15 protein-coding genes and 1 pseudogene are annotated in these 16,916 nt (G+C 71.9%); 12 read left to right on the top strand and 4 right to left on the bottom strand.

The features are described from left to right. Window positions 1-51: 51 nt before the first annotated feature. The 4 genes from OG293_RS15210 (at window position 52) to OG293_RS15195 (ending at window position 3,856) form a co-directional block, all read left to right on the top strand. Complete coding sequence (locus tag OG293_RS15210; protein WP_406003603.1) at window positions 52-870, top strand: ABC transporter permease; 819 nt, start codon at window positions 52-54, stop codon at window positions 868-870. After that, on the top strand, window positions 870-1,550 hold the full coding sequence (locus OG293_RS15205) for an ABC transporter permease (protein WP_405999326.1): 681 nt from the start codon (window positions 870-872) through the stop codon (window positions 1,548-1,550). Before OG293_RS15210 ends, OG293_RS15205 begins: the two co-directional genes overlap by 1 nt. Before the next feature lie 92 nt (window positions 1,551-1,642). Next, window positions 1,643-2,614, top strand: a complete 972-nt coding sequence (locus OG293_RS15200; RefSeq protein WP_405999325.1) for an ABC transporter substrate-binding protein — start codon at window positions 1,643-1,645, stop codon at window positions 2,612-2,614. A 174-nt stretch (window positions 2,615-2,788) separates the two neighbouring features. Further along, complete coding sequence (locus tag OG293_RS15195; protein WP_405999324.1) at window positions 2,789-3,856, top strand: hypothetical protein; 1,068 nt, start codon at window positions 2,789-2,791, stop codon at window positions 3,854-3,856. 41 nt (window positions 3,857-3,897) lie between these two features. On the opposite strand, the gene OG293_RS15190 is transcribed toward OG293_RS15195, so the two are convergent. Next, window positions 3,898-5,040, bottom strand: coding sequence for an NADH-quinone oxidoreductase subunit D (locus OG293_RS15190; RefSeq protein WP_405999323.1), 1,143 nt, complete (start codon window positions 5,038-5,040; stop codon window positions 3,898-3,900). A gap of 167 nt (window positions 5,041-5,207) precedes the next feature. After that, window positions 5,208-6,167 (bottom strand): annotated as a pseudogene (locus OG293_RS15185) (SAM-dependent methyltransferase); the annotation flags it as partial. 96 nt (window positions 6,168-6,263) lie between these two features. Here OG293_RS15185 and OG293_RS15180 point away from each other — a divergent pair. Then, window positions 6,264-7,463: a sensor histidine kinase gene (locus OG293_RS15180; protein WP_405999322.1), complete on the top strand. Its 1,200-nt coding sequence runs from the start codon at window positions 6,264-6,266 to the stop codon at window positions 7,461-7,463. Window positions 7,464-7,483: 20 nt separating this feature from the next. Beyond that, a complete protein-coding gene (locus OG293_RS15175) occupies window positions 7,484-8,161 on the top strand; it encodes a response regulator (protein ID WP_405999321.1) in 678 nt (225 codons plus the stop codon). Window positions 8,162-8,407: 246 nt separating this feature from the next. On the opposite strand, the gene OG293_RS15170 is transcribed toward OG293_RS15175, so the two are convergent. After that, window positions 8,408-9,535: a DUF5937 family protein gene (locus OG293_RS15170; protein WP_406003602.1), complete on the bottom strand. Its 1,128-nt coding sequence runs from the start codon at window positions 9,533-9,535 to the stop codon at window positions 8,408-8,410. 105 nt (window positions 9,536-9,640) lie between these two features. Between OG293_RS15170 and OG293_RS15165 the strand changes: the two genes are divergently transcribed. After that, window positions 9,641-9,871, top strand: coding sequence for a hypothetical protein (locus OG293_RS15165; RefSeq protein ID WP_405999320.1), 231 nt, complete (start codon window positions 9,641-9,643; stop codon window positions 9,869-9,871). Between the two features lie 142 nt (window positions 9,872-10,013). Here the strand turns inward: OG293_RS15165 and OG293_RS15160 are convergent, their stop codons facing one another. After that, window positions 10,014-11,156 (bottom strand): threonine aldolase family protein, encoded by a 1,143-nt coding sequence (locus OG293_RS15160; RefSeq protein WP_405999319.1) that lies wholly within the window; start codon window positions 11,154-11,156, stop codon window positions 10,014-10,016. A 152-nt stretch (window positions 11,157-11,308) separates the two neighbouring features. Here OG293_RS15160 and OG293_RS15155 point away from each other — a divergent pair, with 152 nt between their 5' ends. Genes OG293_RS15155 through OG293_RS15135 form a run of 5 tightly spaced genes read left to right on the top strand, consistent with a single transcriptional unit; the run spans window position 11,309 to window position 16,821 of the window. Then, window positions 11,309-12,229, top strand: a complete 921-nt coding sequence (locus OG293_RS15155; protein ID WP_405999318.1) for a Rossmann-like and DUF2520 domain-containing protein — start codon at window positions 11,309-11,311, stop codon at window positions 12,227-12,229. Further along, window positions 12,226-13,299 (top strand): pantoate--beta-alanine ligase, encoded by a 1,074-nt coding sequence (gene panC, locus OG293_RS15150; RefSeq protein WP_405999317.1) that lies wholly within the window; start codon window positions 12,226-12,228, stop codon window positions 13,297-13,299. Before OG293_RS15155 ends, panC begins: the two co-directional genes overlap by 4 nt. Continuing rightward, complete coding sequence (locus OG293_RS15145; RefSeq protein WP_405999316.1) at window positions 13,296-14,993, top strand: L-aspartate oxidase; 1,698 nt, start codon at window positions 13,296-13,298, stop codon at window positions 14,991-14,993. Before panC ends, OG293_RS15145 begins: the two co-directional genes overlap by 4 nt. A gap of 2 nt (window positions 14,994-14,995) precedes the next feature. Further along, window positions 14,996-16,024 carry a carboxylating nicotinate-nucleotide diphosphorylase gene (nadC, locus tag OG293_RS15140; RefSeq protein WP_405999315.1) on the top strand — a complete coding sequence of 343 codons (1,029 nt, stop codon included), beginning with the start codon at window positions 14,996-14,998 and terminating at the stop codon, window positions 16,022-16,024. Beyond that, window positions 16,024-16,821, top strand: a complete 798-nt coding sequence (locus OG293_RS15135; RefSeq protein ID WP_405999314.1) for a type III pantothenate kinase — start codon at window positions 16,024-16,026, stop codon at window positions 16,819-16,821. The genes nadC and OG293_RS15135 overlap by 1 nt, the downstream gene beginning before the upstream one ends. Window positions 16,822-16,916 lie beyond the last annotated feature (95 nt).

Here is a 16,916-nt window from a genome sequence, read left to right as displayed (position 1 = left end):
CCAGACATACGTTCGGCATGGGTGGGGAGGTGGGGGTGCATGAGTACGGAACTGGCCGCGCAGAGCTGTCTGGCGGCCAATGACTGGATCTGCGGCGAGTACCTCCGCAGCCGCGGCCAGGAGTTGACGGACGCGACCGTTCAGCATGTGTGGATCACCGTGGTGTCCGTGCTGATCGGGCTCGCCGTCGCGTTTCCGCTGGCGCTGCTCGCCCGTGCGAAGCCGCGGTTCGCGGGCCCGGTCCTCGGGCTGACGACCCTGCTCTACACGATTCCCTCGCTGGCGATGTTCTCCCTGCTGCTGCCGGTCTTCGGCCTGTCGGCCGGGCTGGTGGTGACGGGACTCGTGCTCTATTCGCTCACCATCCTCGTCCGGAACATCATGGCCGGGCTGGACGCGGTGCCCACCGAGGCGCGGGAAGCCGCGCGGGGGATGGGGTACGGCTCGGGGCGGTTGCTGTGGGAGGTCGAACTGCCTCTCGCGCTGCCCGCGTTGATGGCGGGGCTGCGCATGGCGACCGTCTCGACGATCGCGCTGACGACAGTCGGTGCGCTGGTCGGCAAGGGCGGGCTGGGCAATCTCATCGACGACGGGGTGCAGACCACCTTCAAGGCACAGGTGCTGACCGCCTCCGTTCTCTGTGTGGTGCTGGCCGCCGTCGCTGATCTGCTGCTGCTCGGACTCCAGCGTCTGCTGACGCCGTGGACCCGAATAGGCAGCGGCACCGGAGCGAACCGCACGGATGCGACGCGCACGGACACGACCGGCTCCTCGGCCGGTTCGGGCACGGGCGGCACGGGCACGCCGGGCACGGGCACGGCCGGTTCGGGCGGCGGCCCGCGCACGGTGAAGGTGGAGGTGACGGGCTGATGGGCGTGCTCGCCGACGCGTGGAGCTGGCTCACGACGGGCGCCAACTGGTCGGGGGAGAGCGGAGCCTGGCACCGGCTGGGCGAGCATGTGTATGTGAGCGGGGTGTCCCTGGCGCTGGCCTGCGCGATCGCGCTGCCGATCGCGCTGTGGCTGGGGCATCTCGGCAAGGGGGGCGCGCTCGCCGTCAATGTCTCCAACGCCGGCCGGGCGATCCCCGTCTTCGCGGTCCTCGCCCTCTTCATGCTCACTCCGCTGCGCAGTGCAGGCTATCTGCCGACCATCATCGCGCTGGTGCTGTTCGCCGTTCCGCCGCTGCTGACCAACGCCTATGTCGGCATGCGGGAGGTGGACCGTGCGGTGGTGGAGGCCGCGCGGGGGATGGGGATGTCGGGCGGCCAGCTCTTTTACCGTGTCGAACTGCCCCTCGCCTACCCGCTGCTGATGACGGGGCTCAGGTCGGCCGCCGTGCAGGTGGTGGCCACGGCCACCATCGCCTCGATGGTGGGCCAGGGCGGACTGGGCCGGATCATCACCGCGGGCTTCAACACGTACAACACCCCGCAGGTGGTGGCGGGCGCTCTGCTCGCCGCGCTCCTCGCGCTGGTCGTGGAAGGCGTGCTGGTCGCGGCCGACCGGCTGCTGAACCCCCTCCGCGGGACGGCCGTGCCGTCCCGGTGAAGGCATCGACTCACAACCGAACCATTTAAGCCCATATATCCCTTGTAACCCCTCTATCGACCCTTTGATCCTTGTTGTGGACGGAGAACCTGATGAGCAAGACCTCGCGCATCGCGGGAGCGGTACTCGGTGTGGTGGCCCTGACGGGTTCTCTCGCCGCCTGCGGCGGCGACAGCCTGGAGAAGGAGAAGGGCGGCTCGGACGCGGCCGGAGGGTCGGGAAAGAAGGGCACCCTCGTTGTGGGCGCGGCGGCCTTCACCGAATCCAAGGTGCTCGCCGAGCTGTACGCGCAGATTCTCGGTGACGCCGGATACAAGACGTCGATCACCACGGTGAAGAACCGCGAGCTGTACGAACCTTCCCTGGAGAAGGGCGAGATCGACGTCGTACCGGAATACGCGGCGACGATTGCCGAATTCCTGAACGCGAAGGTGAACGGGCCGAAGGCGCCCGAGGAGAAGCCGGTCGCGTCCGGCGATGTCACCGCCACTGTCGCGGGCCTCACGAAGCTCGCCGAGCCGCGCGGGCTGAAGGTGCTTCCGGCCGGCGCGGCCGTCGACCAGAACGCCTTCGCGGTCAGCAAGGAATTCGCCGAGAAGAACAAGCTCAAGACGCTGTCCGATCTTGGGAAGTCCAAGCTCAAGGTGAAGATCGCGGCGGGCGACGAGTGCGAGGTGCGGCCGTTCTGCGCACCCGGTCTGAAGAAGACGTACGGCATAGACGTCGCCGGCATCGACCCCAAGGGCGTGGGCACCCCGCAGTCCAAGCAGGCGGTCAAGGACGGCGCCGACCAACTGGTGCTGACCACGACCACGGACGCCGTCCTGGACGGTCTTGTCTTCCTGGAGGACGACAAGAAGCTCCAGAACGCCGACAACGTCCTGCCGGTGGTCAATGCCAAGGACGCGGGTTCCCCGGAGATAGCCGACGCCCTCGCCAGGCTCACCAAGGTGCTGACCACCGAGGATCTTGCGGAGCTGAACCGCAAGGTGGACGCCGAGCGTGCGAAGCCCGAGGACGCGGCGAAGGCCTATCTGGAGTCGAAGGGCCTGCTCAAGAAGTAGGCAAAGCCCCCCGGGGAAGGGGCGAAGGCCGGCCCGGGAAGGGGCGAAGGCCGGCCCGGGAAGGGGAGGTGGAGCGGTCCGGGAAGGGGAGGTCGAGCGGCCCGGCGTTCTTGAACGAGAGATTTGCCGGGCCGACACCCCCATTTGGCGTCTACGCACGGTAAATTTCAGGCCATGCCACGTGGACGCCACCGTCATTCCCCGCCCCTTCACAGGCTGCTGCCGCCTTCCGCGGTCGCCGGAGCGTCGGTGCTGTGTGCCGCCGGCGCGTGGTTTCTGACGGAGCCCGTCATGCTCCGTACGCTGGTCACCGCGGCGACCGCCGCGGCTGTCACCGGCGCGGTCTTGATGCGCAGTTGGGACCGGGCCGCCGGGCGCCGCGTAGCGGAGCTCACCCGCGGCCGTGCCAGCGACGCCTGGAAGACCGAGGAACGCATCGCCGAGCTCGAGAACGACATCGAGGAGTCACGCGAACTGCGCGCCAAACTCGATGCCAGGCTGCGCGCCAAACGCGTCGAGCTGGCCGGGCTGCGCGGAGAGCATGCCGCGCTGCTGCGCCGGTACGCCACGGCCGAGACCGAGCGGGCCGGCGTGCTCGAGGACCGTCGCCAGCTCGCGCTGGAGGCTGCCTCCCCGGTCAGGGCGCTGCCCCCGGCAGGCGCCACGCCCAGCCCGGCGACGTTCCTGCGCGCCAACAAGGCGCTGGACGACCTCTCGCGCAACGCCGCCGCGCAGGAGGCGAAACGAACCGTCGAAGAGGCTCGCGCCCGCGATCTGGCGGAGCGGGCCCGTGAGGGGGACGAGCCGAAGGGGAAGCACGCGGCGGTCGCCGGTGGCGAGCAGCACAGCCGTCCGTCGTCCGCCGTCCCCGCCAGGCGTCCCGTCCCTGCAGCGGCCGCGATCGTTCCCTACGGGCCGCAGCGCCGCCCCGCGAGGCGCCCCGAGGGCGGCTTCGACTTCTTCGGCACGCACGACGAGGGCGGCGAAGGCGGCCGGCGGAAGGCGATCGAGGCCGCGCAGAAGGCGGATCTCGCCGATGTGGTGGGCGAGGAAGCGCTGGCCGAGGCCGAGGAGCTTACGGCCGAGGCCGGCGAGGCGCTGGCCGAGACCGAGGAAGCGCTGGCCGAGACCGAGGAGCTTACGGCCGAGGAACGCCCGGCCGGCAAGGTCATCGACCTGACCGAGCACGACGAGACGGAGCAGTTCGACGTGGGCGAGCTGCGCAACGCCGTCAGCTCCTGACCTCTCGGGTTCCTGAGCCCGTTCCGTGACCGGGCCGGGCTCTACTTGTCGATGTCGCCGACGACGAAGAACAGGGATCCGAGGATCGCCACCATGTCGGCGACCAGCGTGCCCGGAAGCAGCACCGTCAGCGCCTGGATGTTGTTGAACGACGCCGAGCGCAGCTTCAGCCGGTACGGGGTTTTCTCGCCCTTGGAGACCAGGTAGTAGCCGTTGATGCCGAGAGGGTTCTCGGTCCAGGCGTAGGTGTGGCCCTCGGGGGCCTTCAGCACCTTCGGCAGCCGCTGGTTGATCGGCCCCGGCGGCAGCTCGGCGATCCGGTCGAGGCAGGCGTCCGCGAGCTCCAGCGCGTTGTGCGTCTGCTCCAGAAGCACCTCGAAGCGGGCCAGGCAGTCGCCCTCTTCCCGGGTGACCACCTTGAGGGTGTCCTGCAGCTGCCCGTAGGCCAGATAGGGCTCGTCGCGCCGCAGGTCGAAGTCGACGCCGGAGGCGCGGGCGATGGGGCCGCTCACGCCGTACGCGTGCACCGCCTCCGCCGAGAGAACGCCCACGTCGCGTGTGCGTCCGCGGAAGATCTCGTTGCCGAGCACGAGCCGGTCGTACACGTCCATCCGCGAGCGGAGCTCGGCGACCGCGTGCCGGGCCCTGCCGAGCCAGCCGGCCGGGAGGTCCTCCTTGAGACCGCCGACCCGGTTGAACATGTAGTGCATCCGGCCGCCGGACACCTCCTCCATGACGTGCTGGAGGTCTTCGCGCTCACGGAAGGCGTGGAAGATCGGGGTGATACCGCCCAGTTCGAGGGGGTACGACCCAAGGAACATCAGGTGGTTCAGTACCCGGTTGAGCTCGGCGAGGAGCGTACGCGTCCACACCGCGCGCTCCGGGACCTCCATGCCGAGCATCCGCTCCACGGCCATGACGACGCCGAGCTCGTTGGAGAAGGCCGAGAGCCAGTCGTGGCGGTTGGCCAGCATCACGATCTGGCGGTAGTCGCGGGCCTCGAAGAGTTTCTCGGCACCGCGGTGCATATAGCCGATGACCGGCTCGGCGTGCTGGATGCGTTCGCCGTCCAGGATGAGACGGAGGCGGAGGACGCCGTGGGTGGAGGGGTGCTGGGGGCCGATGTTGAGCACCATGTCGGTGCTTTCCGCTGCGCCGCCGATGCCGACCGTCGTCTCCGTCATGCGCGCCAGTATCCCTCGTGACATCCGTGGCCGGGGCCCTGCCCCGGCTCCCGGTTCGGGGCTGAGGCCGGCTCCCGGTTCGGGCCGGAGCCCGGCCCGTGCTCCTCGGTCACGGGACGGGCCGAGGAGTTCGAGGGCCCTCGACCCGTTGCCGGACCTGATGTCGCCCTGCGCGGAACCCGCTGGATCAGCCAGCCGAAGTCGCCCAGGCCGCCCCGAGCCGTCAGTTCCGCCGCCTCGCCCGCCGAGGAGAGGGCGCGGATGTAGGCCGCCGGGTCCGTCGAGGCCAGTGACAGTGGGGGCCGCTCGCCCCGAACCCCCAGGTCACGCAGTGCCTCCCGCTGAGTGGTCAGTTCCGCGCCCGGCAGCGCGCAGGCGTCGAGCGCCACATGCGCGGTGATGTCGCAGCCGCCGTCCGGGACCGGGCGCACCTCCCGGCCTGCTCGGAAGCCGGTCAGTGTGCCGAAAGGCGGGCGGGCCTCCCGGGTGTGTGCGTAGTCCACCGCCACGGCGAGGCCCGCGTCCAGGGTGCCGACAGCAGCGGCCCACGCCTCGTCGCGCGGGCGGCCGATCTCCGCCCGCGAGCCCGGCTCCTTCAGCGGCCACCAACGCGCCAGCCACCGCTCGTCCGCCCCCGTGACGGGGGCGCCCAGGAGCTCGGTGCCGTCGGGCGCGACGAGGACATGGCGCGCCACCCCTTCGGGGTCCACCTCGACGACGTCCACCGGGACGTTGTCCAGCCACTCGTTGGCGAACAGCAGCCCGCTCACGCCCACGGGGGGCTCGGCGGCCCACTCGATGCGCGGATCCAGGCCCGCGGGCCGCCGGGCGCGTTCGACGGCGTACGGACGGACCGGGAAGCCCGGCGGGAGGGCGGCCAGTACGCCGGTGAGGAGTTCGCCGCGGCCCGCCCCCATGTCCACGAGTGCCACCTCCTCCAGCGTGTACGACGCGGCCGTCGTCCGCAGGAGGTGTGCGATCGCCGCCGCGAAGAGGGGCGAGGCGTGCACCGACGTACGGAAGTGCCCCGCCGGTCCCTCGGGCCGCAGGTAGAAGCCCTCCGGCCCGTACAGCGCGGTCTCCACAGCATCCCGCCAACCGCGCCACTGACTGGTCTCATCCACCACGGGCCCCAGTCTCCACCTTGCGGAGTACGGTTCCGCCCACCGGATCGCCCCTTCGGTTGACCCCTGCACCTTTCGCGTGTCCCTACGCTGGGTTACGTGCAGCGCCTCTATGACTTCATCCGCAGACACCCGACGGGCGTCGACACCTTCTGGGCTGTCGTGCTGTTCGGCTTCGCTCTGCTGTGGACGGTGTCGGTTCCCGACGGGGTCGGGACCCGGTGGATCGCGGCCTTGATCGTGCTGCTGCTGAGTCTGGTCGTGGCGCTGCGCCGCCGTATGCCCGAGAAGATGCTGATCCTCGCGGCGGCGCTGGGTGTGGCCCAACTGGCGCTCGACATCCCGGTCAACCCGGGCGACTTCGCCATGCTGGTGATCATCTACACCGTCGCAGCCCATGACGGCCCCCGCTGGGCGTCCCGCTTCGCCCTGGTCGGCGGGCTGTGCGCGGCCAGCCTGGCGCAGTGGCGGTGGCCGGAGGCGAGCTCCGGACCCGGCGGCAGGATCTTCCTCGCGATCGTTCTCAGCGTGCCGTTCGCCCTCGCCTGGGTGCTCGGCGACTCCATACGCACACGCAGGGCGTACTTCGCCCAGCTGGAGGAGCGGGCCTCCCGGCTGGAGAGGGAGCGCGAGGCGCAGGCGAAGGTCGCGGTCGCGGCCGAGCGCGCCCGGATCGCTCGCGAGCTCCATGACGTCGTCGCGCACAACGTCTCGGTGATGGTGGTGCAGGCGGACGGCGCCGCTTATGTCCTGGATGCCGCGCCCGACCAGGCCAAGCAGGCGCTTCAGACCATTTCCACCACCGGCCGTCAGGCGCTCGCGGAGATGCGCAGGCTGCTCGGCGTCCTGCGCACCGGCGACGCCCCGGAGAGCGGGGAGTACGTCCCGCAGCCCGATGTGCAGCAGATCGAGGACCTGGTCGAGCAGGTGCGCCGTGCGGGCCTGACCGTGGACTTCCGGATCGAGGGGACGCCCCGGCCGCTGCCGAGCGGCGTCGAGCTCACCGCGTACCGCATCGTGCAGGAGGCCCTGACCAATGCCCGTAAGCACGGCGGTCCCGAGGTCGGCGCCAGTGTGCGGCTGGTCTACTTCGACGACGGCCTCGGCCTCCTGGTCGAGGATGACGGCCGTGGCGCGTCGCACGAGCTGTACGAGGACGGCGGCGCCGACGGAAAGGGCCACGGTCTGATCGGGATGCGCGAGCGCGTCGGTATGGTCGGCGGCACGCTCGACGCGGGGCCGCGGCCCGGCGGCGGATTCCGGATCAGCGCCCTTCTTCCCCTCAAGCCCGCTCACTAGAGACCGAGGAACCGACTGACATGTCGATCCGTGTGATGCTCGTCGACGATCAGGTGCTGCTGCGCACCGGGTTCCGCATGGTGCTCGCCGCCCAGCCGGACATGGAGGTCGTCGCGGAGGCGGGCGACGGAGCCGAGGCGATCGAGAACCTCCGCTCCACGGCTGTGGACGTGGTCCTGATGGACGTGCGAATGCCACGTCTCGACGGTGTGGAGGCCACGCGCAGGATCTGCGCCGAGCCGAACGCGCCGAAAGTGCTGATCCTGACCACCTTCGACCTGGACGAGTACGCCTTCTCCGGCCTGAAGGCGGGCGCCAGCGGATTCATGCTCAAGGACGTGCCGCCCGCCGAGCTGCTCGGCGCGATCCGCTCGGTGCACAGTGGTGATGCCGTCGTCGCCCCTTCCACCACGCGCCGGCTGCTCGACCGCTTCTCGGCGATGCTGCCGAGCAGTGTCAGCGAACCCCAGCACAAGGAGATCGAGCGGCTCACCGAGCGGGAGCGCGAGGTGATGCTGCTGGTCGCGCAGGGCCTGTCGAACGGTGAGATCGCCGCGCGCCTGGTCCTTTCCGAGGCAACGGTCAAGACCCATGTGGGCCGCATCCTCACCAAGCTGGGCCTGCGGGACCGGGTGCAGGTGGTGGTCCTGGCGTACGAGACCGGACTGGTGCGGGCCGGTGGTGGAGCGGCGAACTGACCGGTGCCGCTCTGGATCAACGGCCCCTTCGGGGGCGGCGGGGCCCGGCCGCGCCCGAGCTGAAGCGCCGGCTGCCGGGGAGCAAGATATGCGGCCCCGAACATGTCGGCTCCGGTCCGCACCGGATGCCGCTTGCCGCTGTGCGGGGACGTCCAGCCACCTGCCGGCCCGGCGGCAGGGTGTGTACAAGGTGCGGGACCTGGCCCCTGCGCTCCAGCAGTCCGGCCTGATCCACGAGACGGGGCCCTAGCGCAGAACCGTCTCCAGGAAGTCGCTGCCGAGGCGGGCGACGGCACTGACGTCCAGCTGGTGCAGGACGTACCGGCCGCGGCGGCGGGTGGAGATCAGTCCCGCCTTCTTGAGCACGGAGAGGTGGCGCGACACCTCGGGAGCGGTGATGCCGAACGCGTCCGCCAGCTCGCTCGTCGTGTACGGGGCGCGGGCGAGGTTGCGGCACAGGCGCATGCGCATGGGGTGGGCCAGTGCCTCCATCCGCAGCTTCAGCAGCTCGACGGGGGCGGGGCCCGGCAGGGAGGGAGAGCCCACCGGGTAGTGGATCACCGGCCGCCAGCCGGGCGCGTGGAGCACCATCAGATGCGGCCAGCCGAAGCTGGACGGGACGAGGGAGAGGCCCGCGCCGACATCGGGATCGACGGCGGTGGTACGTCCATCGGCGAGCTTGTCCGCGCTGATACGGGTGCCGTCCTCGTCCAGCGCCAGGGCGGGCGAGACGGCGTGCAGCGCCTCGGCGAGGCCCTTGCGGCGCAGCACATCCGTCTTGTGGCGGGCGTCGGCGGCGAGCTGGGTGGACACCCGGCGCCAGGTGTCGGCGAAGAACGCCTGGTCGCAGTCCTCGAAGAGTCGGCGCACCCAAGCCCGCACGGACGCGGGGTCGTTGAGGAGCCGCCGGGTGAAGTCGAGCTGCTTGGGGCCGCGGGTGGCGGCCAGTTCGAGCGCTCGCTCGCGGCGGACGGGGTCGGTGAGGGCGGATGGCGCGCCGATCCCGTACGTACTGGCGCAGGTGAACTCCAGCGCGGCCGAGACGAATCGCTCGTCGTCGAGCCGGTCGAGCAGGTCCAGATCTTCGCCGAGGGTCGCGCCGGTCCTGCCGCCGGGCTGCCCGCCGGCGGAGGCAGGCAGCCCGGCGAACGGCATGAACACGTCCGAGAACGCCGACCGCCACAGGAAGTCGGCCTCGTGCAGCCGGTCGGCGAGATCGGGCTTGAGTCCGGCGGCGGTGGCCGTCGCCCAGCCGTGCAGACCGGGATGGTGCGCGGGCTCGGCGAGCGCATGCAGCGCCACGCCCAGCTCGGCGAGTGGGGAAATCTCGAAGACGATGCGTTCGGGGGCCAGCCCGGCGATGTCGATGCTCACGCTCACGCCCTCCATGGTGCGGGGTGCGGACGTGTCACCCGCGCCGGTTGACGGCGCTCGTCAATCGGCGGGACGGGGCTGCGGAGTCCGGCGCAGCGTGAAGGCATGAACGCCATGCATCAGTACATGCTCGACAACTACCGCGCGTCCCGGCGCGGCGACCAGTCTCCGCCGCAGCCCGGCCTGCACGACTGGCAGGTGGTCCGGGAGATCCGCGACCGCCACCTGCTGCGCCGTCTGCTCCTGTCCCGCCCGGTCCATGGCCGTCTCCGCGGGGCCCTGACGCGACGGCTTCCGGGGCGGCCCGGCGCGGGGAAGGCAGCGGGACGCCGGTGACCGAGGTGGCGGTGGGGCGGAGGAAGACGTGGTGGAGGCGGTGGGGCGGTGGGGGTTTTCACCGGAAGACGCCGGTTCCCGGCCGGGGAACGGTCGTCGGGCTCGGGGACCGGCCGGGGGCGTCGCGCCGACGCTCGCGCCCCTACCCCACCCTCCGCACGAATTCCCCCACCGCCTCCACCACGTCTTCCTCCGTCCACTCCAGCCCCTCCGCCCCTACTGTCACCTCGGTCACCGCGATCCCCGGCGGGCACCGGTCCGTGAACCAGCGGCGGAACAACGTCACTCCCGTCTCCTCCGCCTGGCTCAGCGCCGCCTCGTCCAGAGCCTCCGCGTCGCCCGCGAGCCAGACCTGGAACTGGTGGGTCTGGGGCTCGCGCGGGTGGACGCGGAACCACGGGAGGCCCGAGGCCGCCAGGCCCTCCCGCAGCCCCGACGCGACGGTCTTCGCGTGGGCCACGTACGACGGCAGCCGCGGCAGCTCCCTCTCCAGACCCACCAGGGCCGACAGTGCCGCCGGGTACTGCTGGAAGAGCATTCCGCCGTACCGGTGGCGCCAGGCGCGGGCCTCGTCCATCAGGTCCACGGGCCCCGCCAGCGCCGCTCCCGACAGCGCGTCGAGCGACTTGTAGAACGACACGTACACGCTGTCCGCGAGCGACGCGATCTCGTCCAGCGGGCGGCCGAAGTGCGAGACGCACTCCCACAGGCGCGCCCCGTCGAAGTGCACCACCGCGTCGCGTGACCTGGCCGCGTCCACCACCGCCACCAGCTCGTCCCACTCCGGCAGCACGAAGCCCGCGTCCCGCAGGGGCAGTTCCAGCATGAGCGCCCCGAAGGGCTCCTCGAAGTCCCGGACGTCGTCAGCGGTCGGCTGCCGGGGCTCACTCGTGGGGTGGACCGTACGCAGCCCGCTCACCGCGGCGAACGCACCCCGTTCGTGCACCTGCGGATGTGCCATCGGATGCAGGGCGACCGTCGCGTTCCCCGTGCGTCCCGCCCAGCTCCGCAGCGCCACCTGCTGGGCCATCGTCCCGGTCGGGAAGTACACCGCCGCCGGGAAGCCGAGCAGTCCTGCCACCCGCTGCTCCAGCTCGGCGACGACCCCGTTGCCGTACACGTCGGTCCATTCGTCCAGGTTCCAGACCGTCCCCGCGTCCGCCGTCAGCGCCGTCAGCCGCTCGCCGATGCGACGGTCCGCGGACGCCCGCCACAGCACCCGGTCACAGGCCCGCCAGGCCGCCAGCCTGCGCCGCCGCTCGTCGTGCTCGCTCAGTTCAGCCATGCCCCGATCATCACCCACAGCCTGTGGACAAACAGGCTGTGGGCGGCGGGATACGAACGGACGGGAACGGGAATGGGCGAGATACGCGCTGGCGTAGCATGACCAGAAATCGTCCGGTACCCCCCGCGGACTGGAACGGAAGGCCCCGCCGCGTGAATGCCACAGCACCACAGGAACCGCTCGACCCGCGGGACCGCCCCGCCCGCCTGAGCATCGGCGTTGTCGGAGCGGGCCGTGTCGGTCCGGCTCTCGCGGCATCGCTGCAGCTCGCGGGGCACCGCCCCGTCGCCGTCTCCGGCGTCTCGGACGCGTCCGTCCGCCGGGCCGCCGCGCTCCTGCCCGACGTCCCCCTCGTGCCGCCCACCGAGGTCCTCGCCCGCGCCGACCTCGTCCTGCTGACCGTCCCGGACGACGCCTTGCCCGCGCTCGTCGACGGCCTCGTCGACACCGGCGCGGTGCGCCCGGGCCAGTTGCTGGTGCACACCTCCGGGCGGTACGGCGCGAAGGTGCTCGATCCCGCTCTGCGCGCCGGCGCGCTGCCGCTCGCCCTGCACCCCGCGATGACCTTCACGGGGACGAGCGTCGACGTCCAGCGGCTGGCGGGCTGCTCCTTCGGGGTCACCGCACCCGACGAGCTGAGGCTGGCCGCCGAGGCGCTCGTCATCGAGATGGGCGGCGAGCCCGAGTGGATCGAGGAGGACGCCCGCCCGCTCTACCACGCGGCGCTCGCCCTCGGCGCGAACCACCTGGTCACACTGGTCGCCCAGTCGATGGAGCTGCTGCGCAAGGCAGGTGTCGCCGCACCGGACCGGATGCTCGGCCCGCTGCTCGGCGCCGCGCTCGACAACGCCCTCAGGTCGGGAGACGCGGCCCTGACGGGCCCGGTCGCCCGCGGCGACGCGGGCACCGTGGCCGCCCATGTCGCGGAGCTGCGCAAGCACGCCCCCGGCACCGTCGCCGGCTATCTGGCGATGGCCCGCACCACCGCCGACCGGGCCCTTGCCCACGGCCTGCTCAAGCCGGAGCTCGCGGAGGATCTGCTCGGCGTTCTCGCGGAGGGGGACCAGCGATGAGCCGCGCATTCGAACTCGTACCGACCCGGGACGATCTGACCCGCGTCCTCGGCCGGAGGGCGGGTACCGGCGACCAGCAGGCCGCCCCCGGCAACCACCGGGCAGGCACGGGCGACCGAGCGGCGGCCCCCGGCCGCACCGCCGTCGTCATGACGATGGGCGCCCTGCACGAGGGCCACGCCACCTTGATCCGTACCGCCCGCGAGCACGTCGGCGGCGAGGGCTTCGTCATCGTCACGGTCTTCGTCAACCCGCTGCAGTTCGGCGCGGGCGAGGACCTCGACCGCTATCCCCGCACCCTCGACGCCGACCTCAAGACGGCCGAAGCGGCCGGTGCCGACGTGGTGTTCGCCCCCTCCGTCGACGGGGTCTACCCGGGTGGCGCACCGCAGGTCACCATCAGCGCGGGCCCCATGGGCAGCCGCCTCGAAGGCGAGATCCGCCCCGGCCACTTCGACGGCATGCTCACCGTCGTCGCCAAGCTGCTCAACCTCACCCGCCCCGACGTCGCCTTCTTCGGCCAGAAGGACGCCCAGCAGCTCGCCCTGATCCGTCGGATGGCCCGCGATCTGAACTTCCCCGTCGACATCATCGGCGTGCCCACCGTCCGGGAGCCGGACGGCCTCGCGCTCTCCAGCCGCAACCGCTACCTCTCGGCCGCCGAGCGCCGCACCGCCCTCGCACTGTCCGGCGCGCTGTTCGCGGCCCGCGACCGGCTCTCGGCCCAGCAGGCGCTGCGCGCGCGTGCCGCGTCGCTGCCCGCGTCGCAGTCGCGTGCCGCCGCCCTGTCCAAGCTGGGCGAGGCCCGCGCCGCGGCCGACGCGCACGCCGTGGCGCAGGCGGGCCCCGGCGGCGCCGACGCCGTACGGGCAGCCGCCCGCGCCGTCCTCGACGAAGCGGCCCGCGCCACCCCGCCGCTGGACCTGGACTACCTGGCACTCATCGACCCCGCCGACTTCACCGAGGCCCCCGACGACCACACGGGCGAGGCGGTCCTCGCTGTCGCCGCCCGCGTCGGCACCACCCGGCTGATCGACAACATTCCCCTGACCTTCGGAGCGCCCCAGTGACCGGAATACGGCTGAACGCCCCCGCCCCCGGCTGGGCCATCGACGCCGAGGTCGTGGTGGTCGGCTCCGGCGTCGCCGGACTGACCGCGGCGCTGCGCTGTGCCGCCGCCGGGCTCAGCACGGTCGTGGTGACCAAGGCGCGCCTGGACGACGGCTCCACGCGCTGGGCGCAGGGCGGCATCGCCGCAGCGCTGGGCGAGGGCGACACCCCCGAGCAGCATCTGGACGACACCCTGGTCGCCGGCGCGGGCCTGTGCGACGAGGAGGCGGTCCGCACCCTGGTCACCGAGGGCCCCGACGCCGTCCGCCGGCTGATCGCCACCGGCGCGCACTTCGACACCTCCGAGGCCGGCGAGATCGAGCTCACCCGCGAGGGCGGCCACCACCGCCGCCGTATCGCGCACGCCGGAGGCGACGCGACGGGCGCCGAGATCTCCCGCGCACTGGTCGAGGCGGTCCGCGACGGAGGTATCCGCACCATCGAGAACGCCCTCGTGCTCGACCTGCTGACCGACTCCGCAGGCCGTACGGCCGGCATCACCCTGCATGTCATGGGCGAGGGCCAGCACGACGGCGTCGGCGCGGTCCACGCTCCCACCGTGGTCCTGGCCACCGGCGGTATGGGCCAGGTCTTCTCCGCCACCACCAACCCCGCGGTCTCCACCGGCGACGGCGTCGCGCTCGCGCTGCGCGCAGGGGCCGAGGTGAGCGACATCGAGTTCGTGCAGTTCCACCCGACGGTGCTCTTCCTCGGCGCGGACTCCGAGGGCCAGCAGCCCCTGGTCTCCGAGGCGGTACGGGGCGAGGGCGCCCATCTCGTCGACGCGTCCGGGACCCGATTCATGCTCGGACAGCACGAACTGGCCGAGCTCGCCCCGCGCGACATCGTCGCCAAGGGCATCATGCGCCGGATGCAGGAACAGGGCGCGGCCCATATGTATCTCGACGCCCGCCACTTCGGCGCCGAGATGTGGGAGCAGCGCTTCCCGACGATCCTGGCAGCCTGCCGCGCCCATGGCATCGACCCGGTCACCGAGCCGATCCCGGTCGCCCCGGCCGCCCACTACGCCTCCGGCGGTGTCCGCACGGACCTGCACGGCCGCACCACGGTCCCGGGGCTGTACGCCTGCGGCGAGGTGGCCTGCACCGGAGTTCACGGCGCGAACCGGCTGGCCTCCAACTCCCTGCTGGAGGGCCTGGTGTTCGCGGAGCGGATCGCCGCCGACATCGCCTCGCGTGCGCCGCGCACGGCCGACGCGCCCGCGGCGCCCGAGAGCCCGTCCGTACTGCCGCTGATCGCCCCCGAGGAGCGGGCGGAGATCCAGCGGATCATGTCGAAGGGCGCGGGTGTGCTCCGCTCGGCGCAGAGTCTCACCGACGCCGCCGCCGCGCTTGACGCGGTGCACCGCAACGCCGTGCACGATCAGGCGGGTTCGGTCAAGACCGCCGAACCCGGCGTCGAGTCCTGGGAGACGTCGAACCTCCTGTGCGTGGCCCGCGTGCTGACCACGGCGGCGCTGGAGCGCGAGGAGACCCGCGGCTGCCACTGGCGCGAGGACCGCCCCGACCGCGACGACGAGAGGTGGCACCGCCACCTCGTCGTCCGCATCACTCCCGACCGCGCGATCAGCGTCCGCCGCACCGAGAACACCGCATTCGCCCCGACCGTCCCCGACGCCCCCAGGGAGCCGTAACCGTGAGCACGCCCGAAGAACGTCCGCGCCCCGTGGACGTACCGCTGATCCAGATCGGCGCACCCGCCGTGTCCTCCGCGGGCGGCTGCGGGGACGCCTGCGGCTGCGCAGGCGAGGGGGAGGGGTACGACGAGCTGGAGTGCGGCCTCGACCCAGGCCTCGCCCAACTGCTGGCCGACGCCGGCCTCGACCCCGTACAGGTCGAGGACATCGCCCACCTCGCGCTCTCCGAGGACCTCGACGGCGGTGTGGATGTCACGACCGTCGCGACCGTCCCCGCGGACGCCGTCGCCACCGGCGACTTCACCGCACGAGAGGCGGGCACGGTCGCGGGCCTGCGGATCGCCGAGGCCATCCTGTCGATCGTCTGCCAGGACGAGTTCGAGGTCGAGCGGCACGTCGAGGACGGCGAGCAGGTGGAGGCAGGGCAGAAGCTCCTGTCCGTCACCGCCAACACCCGCGACCTGCTCACCGGCGAGCGCAGCGCGCTCAATCTGCTGTGCCGTCTCTCCGGCATCGCGACCGCCACGCGCGCGTGGGCCGATGCGCTCGAAGGCACCGGCGCCAAGGTCCGCGACACCCGCAAGACGACACCGGGGCTGCGCGCCCTGGAGAAGTACGCGGTGCGTTGCGGCGGTGGCGTGAACCACCGCTTCTCGCTGTCGGACGCGGCGCTGGTCAAGGACAACCACGTGGTGGCGGCCGGTGGTGTGGCCGAGGCGTTCAAGGCCGTACGGGACGCGTTCCCCGACCTCGCCGTCGAGGTCGAGGTGGACACCCTCGCCCAGGTCCGCGAAGTCCTGGACGCGGGCGCCGACCTGATCCTGCTGGACAACTTCACGCCGGCCGAGACCGCGGAGGCCGTCGAGGTCGTCGCGCACCGCGCCGTCCTCGAATCCTCCGGCCGGCTCAGCCTGGAGACCGCGCGCGCGTACGCCGAGACGGGCGTCGACTACCTCGCGGTGGGCGCGCTCACGCACTCCTCGCGGATCCTCGACATCGGTCTCGACCTGCGTGAGGCAGGCATCTGATGCTGCTCACCATCGACGTCGGCAACACCCATACGGTCCTCGGTCTGTTCGACGGCGAGGAGATCGTCGAACACTGGCGCATCTCCACCGACGCCCGGCGCACCGCCGACGAGCTCGCGGTCCTGCTCCAGGGCCTGATGGGGATGCATCCGCTGCTCGGCGACGAACTGGGCGACGGCATCGAGGGCATCGCCATCTGCTCCACGGTCCCCTCGGTCCTGCACGAACTGCGCGAGGTGACCCGGCGCTACTACGGCGACGTCCCGGCGGTCCTCGTCGAGCCGGGCATCAAGACCGGTGTGCCGATCCTGATGGACAACCCGAAGGAGGTCGGCGCGGACCGCATCATCAACGCGGTCGCGGCGGTCGACCTGTACGGCGGCCCGGCGATCGTCGTCGACTTCGGTACGGCGACCACGTTCGACGCGGTCAGCGCGCGCGGTGAGTACGCGGGCGGGGTGATCGCCCCTGGCATCGAGATCTCCGTGGAGGCCCTCGGCGTCAAGGGAGCCCAGCTCCGCAAGATCGAACTGGCCCGACCGCGCTCGGTGATCGGCAAGAACACCGTCGAGGCGATGCAGTCGGGCATCGTCTACGGCTTCGCGGGCCAGGTCGACGGCGTGGTCCGCCGGATGAAGGGCGAACTGGCCGACGACCCGGAGGAGGTCACCGTGATCGCCACGGGCGGCCTGGCTCCCATGGTGCTGGGCGAGGCTGCGGCGATCGACGAGCACGAGCCGTGGCTGACCCTGATCGGCCTGCGCCTGGTGTACGAGCGGAACGTCTCCCGTATGTAGCGCACGGTTGCCGTCGAGTGGCGCACGGCCGCCCGTACTCGCAGTGCGGACCTTCCCTCACCCGGACCGCGCAGCGGTTGCCGACGGGGCCGGGG

Source organism: Streptomyces sp. NBC_00829 (genome assembly GCF_045161795.1).
GTDB lineage: Bacteria > Actinomycetota > Actinomycetes > Streptomycetales > Streptomycetaceae > Streptomyces.
Note: the sequence above shows the minus strand (reverse complement) of the source record. Positions and strands in the feature narration are given on the sequence as shown.